The organism is Halochromatium sp. NSM3 (assembly GCF_059621085.1).
The window spans coordinates 44378-61073 of sequence record NZ_JCAQIA010000021.1; the positions used below are offsets into that span (position 1 = coordinate 44378).

11 protein-coding genes are annotated in these 16696 nt (G+C 65.3%); 3 read left to right on the forward strand and 8 right to left on the reverse strand.

Annotation, left to right across the window (positions count from 1 at the left end; translation table 11 throughout):
- The first annotated feature begins 55 nt into the window (after positions 1–55).
- A complete protein-coding gene (locus AC54T3_RS10555) occupies positions 56–1885 on the forward strand; it encodes a diguanylate cyclase domain-containing protein (protein ID WP_496624546.1) in 1830 nt (609 codons plus the stop codon).
- Between the two features lie 158 nt (positions 1886–2043).
- On the opposite strand, the gene AC54T3_RS10560 is transcribed toward AC54T3_RS10555, so the two are convergent.
- Positions 2044–2394, reverse strand: a complete 351-nt coding sequence (locus tag AC54T3_RS10560) for a 50S ribosome-binding protein YggL (protein WP_496624548.1) — start codon at positions 2392–2394, stop codon at positions 2044–2046.
- Positions 2395–2478: 84 nt separating this feature from the next.
- Positions 2479–6333, reverse strand: a complete 3855-nt coding sequence (locus AC54T3_RS10565; RefSeq protein ID WP_496624550.1) for a hydantoinase B/oxoprolinase family protein — start codon at positions 6331–6333, stop codon at positions 2479–2481.
- A 99-nt stretch (positions 6334–6432) separates the two neighbouring features.
- Here AC54T3_RS10565 and AC54T3_RS10570 point away from each other — a divergent pair, with 99 nt between their 5' ends.
- Positions 6433–6852: a DUF2384 domain-containing protein gene (locus AC54T3_RS10570; protein ID WP_496624552.1), complete on the forward strand. Its 420-nt coding sequence runs from the start codon at positions 6433–6435 to the stop codon at positions 6850–6852.
- Here the strand turns inward: AC54T3_RS10570 and AC54T3_RS10575 are convergent.
- From AC54T3_RS10575 to AC54T3_RS10600, 6 genes are all read right to left on the reverse strand, one after another.
- Positions 6849–8699, reverse strand: a complete 1851-nt coding sequence (locus AC54T3_RS10575) for a hypothetical protein (RefSeq protein ID WP_496624554.1) — start codon at positions 8697–8699, stop codon at positions 6849–6851. The genes AC54T3_RS10570 and AC54T3_RS10575 overlap by 4 nt on opposite strands.
- Positions 8693–11209 (reverse strand): vWA domain-containing protein, encoded by a 2517-nt coding sequence (locus AC54T3_RS10580; protein ID WP_496624555.1) that lies wholly within the window; start codon positions 11207–11209, stop codon positions 8693–8695. Before AC54T3_RS10580 ends, AC54T3_RS10575 begins: the two co-directional genes overlap by 7 nt.
- Positions 11202–12275, reverse strand: coding sequence for a VWA domain-containing protein (locus tag AC54T3_RS10585; RefSeq protein ID WP_496624556.1), 1074 nt, complete (start codon positions 12273–12275; stop codon positions 11202–11204). The genes AC54T3_RS10580 and AC54T3_RS10585 overlap by 8 nt, the downstream gene beginning before the upstream one ends.
- Entirely contained in the window at positions 12272–12835 is a 564-nt protein-coding gene (locus tag AC54T3_RS10590) for a DUF4381 domain-containing protein (protein ID WP_496624558.1), read from the reverse strand. Before AC54T3_RS10590 ends, AC54T3_RS10585 begins: the two co-directional genes overlap by 4 nt.
- 78 nt (positions 12836–12913) lie before the next feature.
- On the reverse strand, positions 12914–13831 hold the full coding sequence (locus AC54T3_RS10595) for a DUF58 domain-containing protein (protein WP_496624559.1): 918 nt from the start codon (positions 13829–13831) through the stop codon (positions 12914–12916).
- 18 nt (positions 13832–13849) lie between these two features.
- Positions 13850–14806 carry an AAA family ATPase gene (locus AC54T3_RS10600; protein ID WP_496624560.1) on the reverse strand — a complete coding sequence of 319 codons (957 nt, stop codon included), beginning with the start codon at positions 14804–14806 and terminating at the stop codon, positions 13850–13852.
- Between the two features lie 680 nt (positions 14807–15486).
- Here AC54T3_RS10600 and AC54T3_RS10605 point away from each other — a divergent pair.
- Positions 15487–16696 (forward strand): circularly permuted type 2 ATP-grasp protein (locus AC54T3_RS10605; RefSeq protein WP_496624562.1); only part of this gene is annotated, 1210 nt, incomplete at its 3' end.

Here is a 16696-nt window from a genome sequence, read left to right on the forward strand (position 1 = left end):
CGCGCACTTCCGTCAACCTTGCGGCTTGACTGGTGACCTCTTTGTTGATCGCTCTGTGCAACGATTCGCCCTGTGTTTGCTGCTATTGGCCCTCTTGGCCCTAGCCGCGCTGCCGCTGATGGGCGCAAGCGCCGCGCCGGACGCTGAACGCCCGGTGCGGCTCTGTGTCGATCCGGCCTGGGCACCCTTCGAGTACCTCGACAAGCAAGGCTGGCACCAAGGGATGGCGGCCGACTACTGGCAGCGCATGACCGAGCGTGTCTGGCTGCGTACCGAGATCGTGCCGACTGAGTCTTGGGAGGAATCTCTCGACAAGGCCAAGCAGCGCGAGTGCGATGTGCTCACCCTGGCCATGAAGACCCCGGACCGCAGCGCATATTGGCTGTTCACCGAGCCTTACGTCAGCTATCCATTCGTCTTGGCCACGCGCAGCGAGGCGCCCTCGGTCAGCCGCCTGGAAGAGGTTGCGGATAAGACACTGGCGGCGGTGAAGGGCTACGCCTACACCGAGCTGGTTCGCGAGCGCTATCCACGGATTCGATTTATCGAGGTCGAGAATATCACCGAAGGCCTGGAGCGAGTCCGGCGCGGTGAGGCCTACGGGCTGATCGACTCACTGGCCACCGTGGCCTTCGCGATTCAGCAGGTCCAGCTCCACGAGCTGAAGGTGGCCGGCCGGTTTGCCGATCGCTGGGACTTGGCGATCGCTGTGCGTAACGATCGTCCAGAGTGGCTGCCGTTCTTCGATGCCATGGCGCAAACACTGACCGCAGAAGACCGTCGCGAGGTCGAGAATCGTTGGCTGGCGGCCTGGATAGAATCGCCACCCGATTTTCGCTGGCTGTGGGCCTCATTGGTGATCCTGGCATTGTCGGCGCTGCTGGCCGGCTTTTTCATCTGGCGGCACCGGCAGTCGAGCCAGGAAACAGCGCTGCTCGAGCAACTGAATGCGGCGCTGACGGAGGCGCGCGACCGCGCCGAGCACTCCGAGGCGCGCTACGCGGAGCTGGCGAAACAGAGCCGGAGCTATGCCTGGGACGCCGACGACAACGGCTATTACACCGATGTCTCGGATTCGGTCGAGACGGTGCTGGGGTATCAGCCCGAGGATCTCATTGGGCGCCCGTTTTGGGACATCATGCCGGCCGAAGAGCGCGACCACATGCGCGACCTGGGACTCGCCATGATCCGCGAAGGCCGTTGCCTCGCCGGGTTCGAGAATCAGGTCGTCGACTGCAACGGTCGACGACTTTGGGTTTCTACCAGCGGCATGCCGATCCACGACTCGTCTGGTCAGATCATCGGTTTTCGCGGCATCGATATCGATGTCGACGAACGCCGCCAGCAGCGGGATCTGCTGCAGCATTACGCCTTCTACGACGGGCTCACCGAGATCGCAAACCGGCGCCTGTTCCTCGAACGCCTAGACGCGGCGATTGCGCACTTTGGCCGCCACGGACTGAGCGTTGCGGTGCTGGCGTTCGATCTCGATCACTTCAAGTCCGTGAACGACACCTATGGTCATGCGGCCGGCGACGCGTTGCTGTGCCAGTTTACGACGCTGGCGCAAAGCTGTTTGCGACGCGGTGATCTCCTTGCGCGACTCGGCGGCGAGGAATTCGCCGCGCTCTTGTTCGAGACCGGTCCCGAGGGCGCTATGCAAACCGCAGAGCGTATCCGTGCCGTCGTTGCCGCAGAGCCAAGGATCTTTGAATCTCATCGGATCGCACTCACCGTCAGTATTGGTGTCACCTGCATCAGGGAGAACGATAGCCCCGAGTCACTCTTGGCGCGCGCCGACGCCTCACTCTACGCAGCGAAGCAGGCCGGGCGGAATCGCGTCGTCATCCACGACAGCGATCAGCCGGCCGCCGAACTCGCCTGAGCCGCGCCCGAGCTGCTTGTCCATCACGCCAGCCTCATGGCCGAGGAGCATTGGGTAGGGCCGCTTGCGTATCTGCGGCATGCCGTCGATATCGGCGACGTAGACGATGCCGGCTGCGTCCAGAGTGCTGGATTCATCTGGCTGAGGAATCTTGGTCATCAGGTTGGGGGTTTGCTTCGTTCTTCGATGTCTTCGACGTCCTCATGCCACAGGTCGAAGAGTGGACCTGCCTCCCAACCTTGGACATCTGGGCGGCCATCAAGCCAGTCAGTGACCTTGGCGAATCGTTCTTCAGGGTTGTCGGAGGATCTGCCGAGTTCGACGATGACGTTGATTTGGTCTTCCGACATGCCTCCGCCGCAGTAGCACCCATTGCCTTCGATCGCCTCAAGGATGAACGCATCCTGAAACGCGTCGGCGTTTGCCTTAGTGTTGCGAGTGGCAATGAGCTGTCGTCCCCACTCAGTGAACTCAGCAAGGTGTTTCTTCTTACGCAGTCTGCGCTTCATGCTCTCAAGTCGGCATCTGCATGATTGGGTCTATATCGTACACTAGGCGGCTATTCTGGCTTGACCATGCGCGTGATAAGGATGTCATGCCTCGCCAAAACCACCGCCGCCCGGCGTTTGCAGCACGAAGACATCGTTTGGCGCGACGGAGTGCGTATCGGCGCTCTCGAGCGGCTCGATGCTCCCGTCCACGCGCTCGATCCAGTGGCGACCGCAGGCGCCCGGCTCGCCGCCGGCGAGGCCGAAGGGCGGAACCCGTCGGCGATTGGCGAGGATGCCGACGTCCATCGGCTCCAGGAAGCGGATACGCCGCTCGACGCCATCGCCGCCACAGTGGCGACCATGGCCGCCCGAGCCGCTGCGGATGGCGAAGGATTCCAGCCGCACCGGAAAACGCCACTCCAGCACCTCGGGGTCGGTCAGGCGCGAGTTGGTCATGTGCGTCTGCACGGCAGCGGTGCCGTCGAAGTCGGGGCCGGCACCGGAACCGCCGCAGACGGTCTCGTAGTATTGAACGCGCGCGTTGCCAAAGGTGGTGTTGTTCATGGTGCCTTGGGCTGCGGCGAGCACGCCGAGGGCGCCATAGAGGGCATCGGTGATGGCCTGGCTGGTCTCGACGTTACCGGCGACCACTGCGGCCGGATAGCGCGGGTTGAGCAGCGAGCCCTCGGGGATGATCAGCTCGATCGGCTTGAGGCAGCCTTCGTTCAGCGGGATCGCGTTCGCGACCAGGGTGCGGAAGACATAGAGCACGGCGGCGTGACAGATGGCGGCCGGGGCATTGAAGTTGTTGGGTTGTTGTGGGCTGGTACCGGTGAAGTCGACGCGCGCCTGGCGCCGCTGCCGATCGATCGAGATCGCCACCGCGATCACCGCGCCGTCGTCCATCTCAACGCTGAAACGCCCCGGCTTCAGTGCGTCGATGACGCGACGCACCGATTCTTCCGCATTGGATTGGACATGGCCCATGTAGGCCTGCACGGTGGCGAGGCCAAAGTGCTCGACCATCTTCAGCAGCTCCTCGACACCCTTGGCGTTGGCTGCGATCTGCGCCTGCAGGTCGGCGAGGTTTTGCTCGGGGTTGCGCACCGGGTAGGGGCCCGCGTTGAGCAGCGCCATCACCGCCTCGCGCTGGAAGATGCCGCGCTTGACCAGCCTGAGGTTGTCGATCAGCACGCCTTCCTCGTCGACGCTCCGCGAGCGCGCCGGCATCGAGCCGGGGCTGATGCCGCCGATATCAGCATGATGGCCGCGACTGCCGACATAGAACAGGATCTGCTCGCCAGCGGCATCGAACACCGGCGTGATGACGGTGACATCGGGCAGATGGGTACCGCCGTTGTAGGGTGCGTTCAGCGCATAGACATCGCCCGGCGCCATGCGGCCAGCATTCTGCCGGATCACCGCGCGCACACTTTCACCCATGGAGCCGAGGTGCACCGGGATATGCGGGGCATTGGCGACTAGGGCGCCATCGGGGTCGAACAGGGCGCAGGAGAAATCGAGCCGCTCCTTGATGTTGACCGAGAAGGCGGTGTTCTGCAGCCGGTAGCCCATCTGCTCGGCGATCGACATGAAGAGATTGTTGAAGACCTCGAGCATCACCGGATCGCAGTCGGTGCCGATCGCTCGGGCTCCGGTGCGGGCCTCGACCCGTTGCAGCAGCAGATGGCCGAGTTCGGTCACGTCGGCCTGCCAGCCCGGCTCGACCACTGTGGTGCCGGTCTGCTCGACGATGATCGCGGGGCCGGCGATGCGGTTGCCCGAGTGCAAGGCAGTGCGCTCGAATAGCGGGGTTGGATGCCAGCCGCCGCCGCTGAAGACCGAGACGGTCGCGCTCGGTGGCGGAACGGGCCCCTTTGATGCCTTCGGCACTGAGGTGGAGCCTTCGGCCTTGCCGATGGCTTCGACGGCGACGTTCGCCGCAATCAGCGGTGTGCCGGGCATCAGGAAGCCGAAGCGCGCGCGATAAGTGGCCTCGAAGGTGCGCGTGATCTCTGCGGCGAGTCCTGCCGAGCTTGCTTCGTTTCCGTTGCTGCTACCGATAGCGGTGTTGTGGTTGCCATCGCTGCCGATACTGCCGCTCTTGCCAATATCCTTCCGGCTTTTACTGACGCTCGCGTAGCTGCTGCTTTCATTGCCGTGACGACCAAGGTCCACCTCAAGCGCGGTGTCCGATCCTTGATAACGCAGATGCAGCCGGCAGCGCAGCTCGATGCGCTCGGGCGGGATCGATTGGGCGTGCAGCTCCTGCTCGGCCTCGGCTGCGATCGCATTGAGCGCCGCCGCCAGCTCGCCGCTGTCGAGCGCCTCGTCCAGCGGCTGCTCGAGCGAGCGCTCGCGCAGCGCGCGCACCTCGGCGAGCCCCATGCCGTAGGCCGAGAGCACGCCGGCGAGCGGATGCAGCAACACGCGCGGCATGCCAAGCGCGTCGGCCACCGCGCAGGCATGCTGGCCGCCGGCGCCGCCGAAGCTGACCAGGGTGTAGTCGCTCACGTCATAGCCGCGCTGCACCGAGATGGTCTTGATCGCATTGGCCATGTTCTCGACCGCGATGCGCAGGAAGCCCTCGGCGACCTGCTCTGGGCTGGTCCAATCGCCGGTTGCCCTGGCAACCTCATCGGCCAGTGCGCTGAACGCGGTCTGCACCGCATCTAGATCGAGCGGCTGATCCTGCGTCGGCCCGAACACCGCCGGAAAGAAGCCCGGCTGCAGCTTGCCGAGCATCAGGTTGCAGTCGGTCACCGCGAGCGGTCCTCCGTGCCGGTAACAGGTCGGCCCCGGATCGGCGCCGGCACTCTCCGGTCCGACCCGATAGCGTGCGCCGTCGAACTGGCACAGCGAGCCGCCGCCAGCGGCGACGGTGTGGATCTGCATCATCGGCGCGCGCAGGCGCACGCCGGCGACCGGGGTCTCGAGGCTGCGCTCGAGGCTGCCGGCGTAGTGGGCGACATCGGTGGAGGTGCCGCCCATATCAAAGGTGATCAGGCGATCGAAACCGGCCTGGAGTGAGGTCTCGACCGCGCCGACGATGCCGCCAGCTGGGCCGGAGAGGATCGCGTCCTTTCCTTGGAACAGGTGCGCATCGGTCAGTCCGCCATGCGATTGCATGAACTGCAAACGCACCTTGTCAGCGCCCTGGCCAAGTTGCGATTCGACCTGATCGACATAGCGTCGCAGCAACGGCGAGAGATAGGCGTCGACCACGGTGGTGTCGCCGCGACCGATGAGCTTGATCAGCGGGCTGGTCTCATGGCTCGTGGATATCTGGGTAAAACCGATCTCCTTGGCGAGCGTCTTGATCCGTTGCTCGTGCTCGGGGTAACGGTAGCCGTGCAGACAGAGGATGGCGATGGCGCGGATGCCGTCGCGGTGGGCCTGTTCCAAGCGCGGGCGTAGCGCATCGAGATCGAGCGGAATGACCAGGCGGCCATCGGCGCCGACGCGTTCGGTGACCTCTTCGACGCGCTCGTAGAGCATCTGCGGCAGTCGAATCTGACGCTCGAACAGCTGCGGGCGAGCCTGATCGCCGATGCGCAGCGCGTCGCGGAAACCGCGCGTGACCAGCAGCAACACGCGATCGCCCTTGCGCTCGAGGAGGGCGTTGGTCGCGACTGTGGTACCCATCTTCACCGCCTTAATGGCCGCGCTCGGCAGTGGCTCCTCCGGTGCCAACGCGAGCAGCCGCCGAATGCCTTGGATGGCTGCATCGGTGTAGGCTTCGGCGTTCTCGGAGAGCAGTTTTTGCGTCACCAGTTGACCATCCGGGCGGCGGCCGACGATGTCGGTGAAGGTGCCGCCGCGGTCGACCCAGAATTGCCAGCCTGTTTCCTGCCGCGTCTGCTGCTCCTGCTGCACCTGCTTCTGCTGCGCTTGCTTCTGCGGCGGCTGCTCCTGCTGCGACGGCGGATAGCGCGGGGTTGAATCGGCTGGGCTCATCGTCTTTTCCCGGGTTGTATACTGGGTTTTGGCCGTCACTGTCTGAGCGATGCGATTTTATCCATGCCATTTGCCCGATAATTCAGGTGGTTCTCACCCATGTCTGATCTCACTCCCGATGAACGTCTGACCCTGACCCAGCGCACCATGAGTTTGCTCGAAAGCTGGAACCTATCCGCGTCGGACATAATGGTCCTGCTACAGCTGCCCGAGAGCGTGAAGGCTCGTCATATCGCGCGTTTTCGCGAGGAAGAGCCATTCCCCGATACTGTCGAAGTCAACCGCCGGGTGACCTATCTGCTGCGCATCGAAGAGGCCTTGCAGACCTATTTTCCACGTAATCCAGAGATGCGTGACTTGTGGGTGAAGCGCGGCAACAAACAGTTCGGCAAGCGCGCGCCGGTGGCGGTGATGGTGGAGGACGGCGAGAGCGGTCTGATCTCGGTGCTGTCGCATCTCGACTGTACCTTCGCCTGGGATCTGACCGGCTCCAAGACGGAATACGAGGTGGCCGGTTAAGCGCCGCTCGAACGCGGGTTGAGCGCTGGCAGCCGAGCGCGTTGCAGCCGGTTGCCGAGGAGACCGCGCAAAGCCCCCCAGCCTGGCCGCAGCGCGCGGCGCAGTTCGCGCTTCCAGCGTTTCAGATCCAGCTCGCCGCCATTGTAGAGCGCCTGGTCGAGCTGTTGGATCAAGGCGCGCAAACGCTCCCCATCGGCCCCCGGTCGTAAGCGCAGGAGGCGATCGGCCATGCGCGGCAGAGACTCGCGTGTCGGCGTGAGCAGGTTCCGAGAGGCGCTGCGTTGGAAGCGCAGCGCCCATTCGCTGGCGCTGTCCGCGTCCTCGGCATCGAGCGCGCAACGATAGACACGCATGCTCGCGGGCATGAGCGCCGCAAGCCGCACGCGCGAGTGACGCCAGAGGGCGGTGGTTGGCGGGCGTGGGTCGAGCCGGCGCAGTCCTTGCCGCAGTGCTTGGCCGAGTCGCGCACCGATGCGCGGAGCGACCTGCGTAAGACGCGCCCGCGCACGGGTTTCTGACCAGCGCGCCTGCGCCTCGGCCCGCGTCTCGCGCCGCATCTCGCCCTGGGCGCCAGGCCCCCGCAACCGATACCAGACGCCGGCCCAGTAACCGATCAGCAGCAGCAGGATGCCGCCTACCGGGAGCCAGAACCAGGTCCACCCCTCGCTGTCGCCGCTGATGGCAGCCGAGCCGCGTCCAAAGCCGAAGGGCCCGGCCTCTCCGGCGACCGAGAGGGTTCGGATCGGCACCCCCGAACGCTCGTGCCGGTCGTGCTCGACGTTCCACCAGTTGACCCGCATTTCGGGGAGCTGGAGACGGCCACCGGAGTAGGGCACCAGGGTGTAGACCTCGGTTCGGGTGCCCTCGAGCGTGCGTCCGTCGTCGCTGAGCCGTGTCTCGACGCGGGTCTGCTCGGGATAGGCGCGGAAATCGCTGGAGGCGAGCATCGACGCCAGGCTCGGCAGCTGGTTGCCCAAGCCGCCGGTGGCCTGCAGGCGCAAGGTCAGTGTGGTTGGCCGGCCTTCGGTGAGGGGCGCCGTATCATCCAGCTTGCGGGTCAGCCGTAAGACCCGCAATGGCAGCCAGGGCTGCACCGTAGCGACCACTGGGCGGACCTCGAGCCGGCTGGGTGCGGCGGCAACCGCCGAGAATGGTACGCCGCCGGCGAGGGTGCCCGAGACCTTGAAGGGGCCGATCTCGAGCATGCCGGCACGCAGCGGCGTCAGTGCGAGCAGATAGCTGTTGACGATCTGTCGCGCTCGGCCGCTGCCGCGCACACTGGTCGTTGGTCCCTCGATCTCCTCGAGCAGAATCGCGTCGAAGCCAGAGAGTTCTGGCGAGGCCGTGGCCAGATTGCCGGAACTCAGAACGTCGAGCCGCACCAAGATCGGCTGCTGGACATAGGCCCTGTGCTCCAGCAGCGCGACCTCCAAGGACGGGCGCTCAACGGAGCGACTGCGCTGTCCATAGGGGTCGTAGCCGCCGGAGGTGCTCGGATAGGGGCCTGGGTACGCGCCTGGATAGCCGCCTGGCGGGGTGGCGCCGGGATAGGGCCTGGGGACGGATGGCCAGTATCCGCCCTGTGGATAGCCCGCTGACGATCGTTGTTCCGAGGTTGACGCGGGTGGGGTGCCGCGCTCATTGGTCGGCGGCCTAGGGCGGAAGGTCCACGGATTGACCGGTTGTTGCGGGTAAGCCTGAGCTAATCGGGGCTGGTTCGGATCGAGACTTGGCAGACCCTGCGCTGCTGCGCCGGCACTCCAGCCGAGCAGCAGCGCCATTGCCAGCACGATGAACAAACGCCTCTGGCAGGGGCCCTGATGGGGACGATGGGCCGCAGCTACCATGGTCGAGGCTCCTGCAAGCGACCACCACTCTCGCGCAGATGTCGCGCTTCTTCGAGCCGGAATTGATTGCGCATCAAGCGGGTAGGATCGCCCTCGACCTGCTGCAGGCGTTGTTCCATGACGGCACTGCCGGCACCGATCGCGGCTTCGCCATCGAGGCTGGGTTGGTCGCTCAAGCCCTTCTCGGGGTCCAATGTCTGCCAGGGCTGGGCACCCCGCTGATCGAAGCGATCGATAGTTTTGGCGGCTTGGTCCGCAGCGCCGAGGTCGGGGTTGGCTGCGTCGCCGGCGGCGCCGGCGGCGCCGGTGTCACCGAGGTCCTCGGTATCTCCGGGAGCGTTGTCGGCAGCGCGCTCCTCGTCATCACCTCCGGCACTGGACTGCTCGGGCTCCTCCTGTGACTCGGTCGCGTCTGCCTGCTCATCGGTTGAGTCGCGTTCCCCAGCCTGATCTTGCGACTCCTGTCCTTGTTCCGATGGGCCTGATTGGCGGCTATCGCCGGTTTCACCGGCCTTGCGATCCTCACTGTCCTCGCCGCTCTCGCCGTCGGCGTTCTTATCGCTGTCTCGTCCATCGTCGCCGGTGCCATCTGCGCCGCTGCTTTCGGCGGTCTCGGCGTGCTCGTCGCCTTCGGCATCCTCTTGCGGATCGCGTGGCTCGTCACCGTTGCGCTCACCGTCCGATCGTGACCCGGCCTCGGATGCGGCGTCCTCGGTCTGATTCTGATCTTGGGCCTCGCCTTGTTGCTCGCCCGCGTCCGATGACTGCTGACCCTGTTGCTGACCTTGCTGCTGCTCGTCCTGCTGTTCATCGCCTTGCTCCTGTGGCGATTGCTCATCCTGTTGCTGTTCTTCTTGCTGTCCTTCCTGCTGTTCGCCAGACTGCTCTTGCGATGATTCCGCAGATTGCTCCTGCTCGCTGGCCTCTTGCGGCTGGGATTGCTCGGACGACGCATCGCTCGCTTCAGTTTCATCCTGTGCATCGGAGGCAGCTTCTTGCTCCGAAGCATCCTCCGAGGCCAGCTCAGTCTCTGACGTATCCTCCGGCACATCCTCTGGCTCGGGCTGCTGTTCCTCGGCGAAGGCCTCTTGCTCAAGACGTGCCAGGTGCGCGCGTGCGAGCGCTAAATTGTGCAATGCATCGTCGTGCGTCGGCTCGGCGCTCAGCACCCGCTCGTAGGCGCTCACCGCGCCGGCGTAGTCGCCCTGGACAAAGCGCGCGTTGCCCAGGTTGTAGTGTGCCGTGGTGCGCACTGCGGCCCGCTGCGGCTCGGCGAAGGCGGCCTCGGCCTCGGCGTAACGACCGGTGCGATAGAGCGCGGTCCCGCGTCGGAATGGATCACTGAAGGCTGCGGCGGCCGTTGCATAGGCGCCATCCTCATAGGCCGCGATTGCCTCTTGTTCGGCATTGCTGAACCAGCCGGCCTGCGCCGGGTTCGTGGCGGCGAGCAGGGGTATTGCGAGCAGGAAGAGCGCGGCGAGCGGGACGACTCCAGATCCGCGCTTGGGGCCGAGCCAGTCCCGGAATCGGGGGAGCAACAAGAGCAACAGCAGCACGACTGGGAGATAGAAGCGCTCATGCCAGACGCGGGTGCGATCGGTGCTCGCCGCCGCTGGCAGCCGCCCCTGAGCGGCCACCTCTAGGATCGCTTGGGTATCGGCATCTCGATAATCGGCGCGCTGGTAGAGACCCCGACCGACGGCGGCCAAGGCTTGGAGCTGGGCTTCGTTGAGCCGGGTACGAACCGGGACGCCGTTCGGATCAACGAGCGCTCCGCGCTCACCCGGCACCTCGGCGCCTGCCGGTGTGCCGACGCCGAGCACATGCAGTGGCATGCCTCGTTCGGCCAGTGCGCGGACCTGCTCTTCGAGTCCGGCTTCATCGAAGTCGCCATCCGAGATCAGCACCATCGCCTTGGCGCTGTCCGCCGGTAGGGCGTCCAGCAGTTGCTCGGCGCGCTCGAGCGCGGTCTGGAGTCGACTGCCCTGGAGTTGCGCAAGCCCGCTCGACAGCGCTGGCAACGCCAGCAGCAGCGCGCGGCTGTCCTCGGTCACCGGGGAGATGACATGCGGCACCGAGGCGAAGGCGATCAGCCCAAGGCGCAGCCTGCGATTCTGGATGATCAGATCCTGGATCTCCTGGCGCGCTCGGCCAAGCCGGCTCGGGGCCGTATCGGTGGCGTCCATCGAGCGTGAAATATCCAAGAGGATCAGTAGATTGTCGCCGGGATGAAAGAGTTGCACCGAGGCGTAGTCCCAGCGCGGCCCGGCCATCGCCGTCAGCAACAGCAGCCAGAGCAGGGACCATGTCAGGAAACCTCCCCAACGCTCGCCGCGCCTGAGTGTCCGCGCCCCCGTGAGGTAGGGCAGCAGATGGGCATCGGCGTAGCGATGGATGGCGCTCTGCGCCGCCTTGGCGGCACTGCGCCAGCGCCAGAACGCCACCAGGGGCAGTGCCAGCAGGCCCAGGAACCAATACGGCTGAGTGAAGTGGAAACCGCTCTCAGGCATCGTTCGCCCTCCGTCGCACGCGCCTTCGGCCCTCTGGGAACAGACCGAGCGCGAGCAGCGCCAGCAGGCCGAGCGCGAGAGGCCAGCGATAGAGCGGCTCGGGCAGGAAGACGGTGCGTGTCTCCGATTCGGTCTTCTCCAACTCGCCGATGCGCTCCGAGATCTCCCGCAGCGCGCTCGTATTGGTGGCACGGAAATAGGCACCACCGGTGATGTCGGCGATCCGGCTTAAGGTGTCTTCGTCCATGGTGAGATCGTCCCAGTACTCGATCTTGCCCTGATGCAGAATCGGGATGCGCGCCTGTTTGCTGCCGACCCCGATCACATAGATGCGGATACCGGCCAGCCGGGCGAGGTCGGCGGCCTCGAGCGGTTGGAAGCTGCCCGCCGTGTTATCGCCATCGGCAATCAGGATCATCACGCGCGAGCCTTCCGGGCGCTGACGTAGCTTCTTGACGCCGAGCGCAATGGCATCGCCGAGCGCGGTGCTACCGCCGGCGATACCCGGCACCACGCCCTCGAGCACGTGTTGCACCGCATGGCGATCGATGGTCAGCGGCGAGAGCACGAAGGCCTCGGTGCCGAAGAGGATCAGTCCGACCCGGTCGCCGGCGCGCTCGTCGATGAAACGTCCCATGACGCTCTTGACCACCTGCATCCGGTTCACCTGCTGGTCGCGGTCGCGGTCGCTGAAGTCGAGGGCATCCATCGAGTGCGAGGCATCGACCGCGAGCATGACATCGTAGCCTGGGGTGCTGACCTCGGTATGCGGCACCAGCCATTGCGGGCGCATCAGCGCCACGACCAGGGCCGCCCAGAGCAGGTAGAGCAGCACGCGACCGAGGCCGCTGGCCAGATCAGGGCCTGGGCGTCGTGCTCGGTAGGCGTGCTCAAGCGCCGCGAGCTGGGGATGCAAGAGGGTGGTGCGCTGAGCGTCGCCCGGTTGCTCGGTGTTGTTGGCGGCGCTGTTGGTCGCGTTGGGTTGGCGCGGCCAGAGCCAGGGCAGCACGAAGGGCAGGGGCAGCAGCAGGCCGAACCAGGGCCAGGCGAACTCGAAGGCGGTCATCGGCCCCTCTCCGTCGATGGGCTGCGCATGTCGCACGCGGGGCGAACCATAATCCAGCGCTCGGTGGCCGTGATCAGCCGCTCGAGCTGTCGTTCTTGCTCGCGTGTGGCCTCGGCATCGGCCGCCGGGCCGGGCGTCTCGGGGGCATAGGGCGCGTGGATCAAGCGCTGGCCCTGATGGCGCCAGTCGAAGCCGTCCGGATCGTGCGCGCTCAGCCACGCGAGCCAGGCCGAGCCATGGAGCCCAGCACAGGCGGCTCGTCCATGGCGCGCCATGGCAATGCGTTTGAGCAGCTCGGCGAGCTGGGACAGGCGGGTTTTCAGGCTCGCCTCGCGTCGGCGACGCAGGCGCTGCAGCTCGCGGCGGGCGTCCCAGCGCCAGTCGCCGATGTGCAGCAGTGGCAACGCTGGCAGCCATATCCGGACGTGACGATAGCGCCAGATCAGCGCCGCGAGGGCGACAAGCAGCAACAGGACCAGCCACCAGCCCGGCGCCAGCGGCCACCAGGGGTGGCCGAGGCTGTCGTGGATGTCGCGCAGTGGTCGCAGATCAGGATTCAATCGTTATGCCGCTCTTGGCTCTTGGCTTTTCTTTTGGCGCTTGGTCGGTTGGGTGATCGCAGCCTCTCGGCTCATGCCCTAGACCGCGCGCGAGCGTGCGCGTTGCTCAAGGCTGGCGATCAGGCTGCGATGGATGTCTTGTTCGGTATGGATCGGCATCAGGATGAGATTCAAACGGTTAGCGAGCGCCGACAGGGTCTGGCGGCGTTGTTCCCAGGCCTTGCGATAGACCTGCCGGGCTTGCTCGTCATCGGTATCGATGACGAGCAAACGGCCATCGGTGCCACGGAAGCTGACCTGACCCATCGCCGGGATCTCGCGATCGGCCGGATCATCGACCGGAATCAACACCACCGAGCTGCGCTGCCTGAGGTTGCCGAGCACCGATTCCAGATCGCGCACCTCGCGGTTGAAGTCAGCGATGACAAAGATCAGCGAACCGGTCGGCAGGCCACGGGCGGCGCGCTTCAGCGCCCCGGCCAAGCAATCGATCGAGGCGCTCGCGGCCGAGCCGGGCAGGGTCAGGGTGCGTAATAGCTGCCAGAGCGCACGCCGCCCGCGCGCTGGGCGGAAGTGCTGCAAGCCTCGCTCGGGGTCGCCGAAGGCCATCCCGCCGACGCGATCTTGCAGTCGGCTAGCCGCCCAGCCGATCAAGGCCGCCGCACGCGCCGCCTGCACCGACTTGAAGGTGCTGCGGGTGCCGAAGGTCATATGCGGCCCACGGTCGACGCAGAGCATCACGCTGCGCTCGCGCTCTTCGCGAAAGATCTTTAGGTGCGGCTCGTTGATGCGCGCCGTGACCTTCCAATCCATGTAACGGATATCGTCGCCCTCGCGGTACTCGCGCACTTCCTCGAAGTTGACGCCGGCGCCGCGGAACACCGAGGCATAGAGCCCGGCGAAGGTCGAGTTGACCAGATGATGGGAGGAGACGCCGAGGGTGTGGGCCTGGTGCCTGAGTTCGAGCAGGTCGTCGAGGCGGGGATAGAGACTCACGTGCCGACGCCGCCCGGGTTAGGGAATCGCCACGAGATTCAGCAGCCGGTCGATGAACTCGTCGGTGGTGATGCCCTCGGCCTCGGCCTCGAAGGTCAACAGCAGCCGGTGGCGCAGCACCTCGGGAGCGATCAGTTGGATATGATGCGGGGCGACGAATTCATCGCCATCGAGCCAGGCGCGGGCGCGCGCGCAGCGGGCCAGCGCGATGCTGGCGCGGGGTGAACCACCGAAGCGGCACCAGCGCGCGAGGGCGTCGTCGTAGCGCTTCGGCTGGCGCGTGGCCTGGACGAGATCGACGATGTAGCTGAGCAGTGTCGGGTCCAAATAGAGCGCCGAGACCGCCCGGCGCATCGCGAACAGCTCCTGCTGGCTGAGGCGTTTTGGCGGGATGACCTCGGTGCGTTGCTGGGCGCTGGCGTCCAGCTCGAGGATGCGCAGCTCCTCGTCGCGGGTTGGATAGGTGACCACAGCCTGCATCAGAAAGCGGTCGAGCTGGGCCTCGGGCAGATGGTAGGTGCCTTCCTGTTCGACCGGGTTCTGGGTCGCGAGCACCATGAACAGGTCGGGCAGGGGGTAGGTGCGCTGACCGACGGTGATCTGCTGCTCGGCCATCGCCTCAAGCAGGGCCGATTGCACCTTGGCCGGGGCGCGATTGACCTCGTCGGCGAGCAGGATGTTATGGAACAGGGGGCCTTCGCGGAACTCGAACTCGCCCTTTTCGTGGCGGTAGATATCGGTGCCGATCAGGTCCGAGGGCAAGAGGTCCGGCGTGAACTGGATGCGGTGGAAATCGCCTTCGATGGCATCGGCCAGAGCCTTGACGGCGGTGGTCTTGGCCAGCCCCGGCATGCCCTCGACCAACAGATGGCCATCGCTGAGCAGGCAGACCAGCATGCTGTCGACAAAGCGCTGCTGGCCGATGATGCGCGAGGCGATGTGATCGCGAACGGGTTGGAGCGCGTCTGGTGTCATGCCGGTGGGGGTGACTCCCTGCTGCGATGCGAGAAGCTGGATGGCGGCGGTGCTATCCTGATGTGTTTGCTCGGGCTGTGCAAGCTCCGGCTGTCAGCGCCTCCCGGGGCTGTCCGCTTGCGCTGCTGACGCCTCGGGCGCGAGCGCCGTTTGCTAAAAATGGTTGACAACGCGTTGCGTCAGAGGTTTACAGCGCTTAGTTGTCCACACGGCTTCATAACGCGGGGCAGGTTGTTCGGCCTGGCCGCTCGCCACCGAGACCCCATCGCCTTGCTGTGAGTTGACGTCAATAAAAACAAGATGTTACGCGGATGGTCAAAAAATCGTCAATTTGTCAGCAGCTCAGTCAAGACAGGCATTTGGACCATGTGTTCGCGTCTTTTCCACAGAGTTATCCACAGGACCTGTTGAAGAATTCGTAACCGATTGATGTGTGAGCCACTTGGTGCGGATCGGTGGCTGGCTCGCGACCTCGATCAGCCGCTTCCCGGTGCCGTTCTGCGGCTGGTCCCAGCCAGGGCTCGACCCGGCCAACAAGGCGCTTGGTCACCCGAACGCGTCGTCCGATCCGCCTTGCGCCGACAGGCGGATTGGACGACGCCGGCCAAACTGGTAACAATCAGGCCTCCCGCCGCGGTGCTGTGCCCGGCGCAAGATCATCGAGGTAGGCGACGGCGCGCATGGAGATTGATTGGTCCGAATACGATTGCGATGGCTTTTATGACGAGTTACTTGCGGCGCGCGGTGAGCCGCGCCCCGAGGTCGAGGCCCTAGCCGCTGATATCCAGGCGCTCGGCGGCGAGGAATTGGTCGCCCGCCAGCTTGCCGCCGAGGTCTCGATCAAGGAGATGGGCATCACCTTCACCGTCTACTCGGAGGAGGGCGGGGCGATTGATCGTGCCTGGCCGTTCGATGTGATCCCGCGAGTGATCCCGGAGCGGGAATGGCGCCAGGTCGAGCTTGGGCTCAAACAGCGCGTGCAGGCGCTGAACCTGTTTATCGATGACCTGTACCACGCTCAGCGCATCGTCAAGGACAAGGTTTTCCCGCGCGAGGTGCTGGCCAAGTCGGTCAACTTCCGCCCACAGTGCATCGGTATCGATCCGCCGTTCGGCATCTGGGCGCATATCTGCGGCTCGGACCTGGTGCGCGACGCCGATGGTACCCTCTATGTGCTCGAGGATAATCTGCGCGTGCCTTCCGGGGTGTCCTACATGCTCGAGAACCGGCTGGTGACCAAACGCGTCTTCCCCGAGCTGTTCGAGCACTACGCGCCGCTGCCGGTGGATGATTATCCATCGCAGCTGTTCGATACCCTGGCCGCGCTCTCGCCGCGGCCGGCCGAGTATCCGGAGGTGGTCGTGCTCACGCCTGGCATTTATAACTCGGCTTATTTCGAGCACGCCTATCTGGCCCAGCAGATGGGCGCGGAGCTGGTCGAGGGGCGCGATCTGTTCGTCGATGACGACGATTGCTGCTACATGAGTACCGTCGACGGGCCGGCGCGGGTCGATGTGATCTACCGCCGCGTCGACGATCTGTTCCTCGATCCGGAAGCCTTCGTTAAGGACTCGGCGCTCGGGGTCGCCGGCCTGATGCGCGCTTGGAAGGCCGGTAACGTCGCGCTGGCGAATGCGCCCGGCGCCGGCGTCGCCGATGACAAGGTGGTCTATGCCTTCGTCCCCGAGATCATCCGCTATTACCTCAATCAAGAACCCATCGTGCCGAACGTGCCGACCTATCGCTGCATGGAGCCGGACGCCTTGCAGTATGTGTTGGAGCACATGGCCGAGCTGGTAGTGAAGCCGGCCAACGAATCCGGCGGCTATGGAATGCTGGTCGGACCCGCCTCGACCCAGGCCGAGCGCGATCGGATGGCGGCGGCGATCA

Bases quoted from the DNA above. Each gene is read 5' to 3' on its own strand.
- AC54T3_RS10560 (WP_496624548.1), bottom strand. From the start codon at position 2,394: ATGAAGCGCAGACTGCGTAAGAAGAAACACCTTGCTGAGTTCACTGAG.
- AC54T3_RS10565 (WP_496624550.1), bottom strand. From the start codon at position 6,333: ATGAGCCCAGCCGATTCAACCCCGCGCTATCCGCCGTCGCAGCAGGAG.
- AC54T3_RS10570 (WP_496624552.1), top strand. From the start codon at position 6,433: ATGTCTGATCTCACTCCCGATGAACGTCTGACCCTGACCCAGCGCACC.
- AC54T3_RS10575 (WP_496624554.1), bottom strand. From the start codon at position 8,699: ATGGTAGCTGCGGCCCATCGTCCCCATCAGGGCCCCTGCCAGAGGCGT.
- AC54T3_RS10580 (WP_496624555.1), bottom strand. From the start codon at position 11,209: ATGCCTGAGAGCGGTTTCCACTTCACTCAGCCGTATTGGTTCCTGGGC.
- AC54T3_RS10585 (WP_496624556.1), bottom strand. From the start codon at position 12,275: ATGACCGCCTTCGAGTTCGCCTGGCCCTGGTTCGGCCTGCTGCTGCCC.
- AC54T3_RS10600 (WP_496624560.1), bottom strand. From the start codon at position 14,806: ATGACACCAGACGCGCTCCAACCCGTTCGCGATCACATCGCCTCGCGC.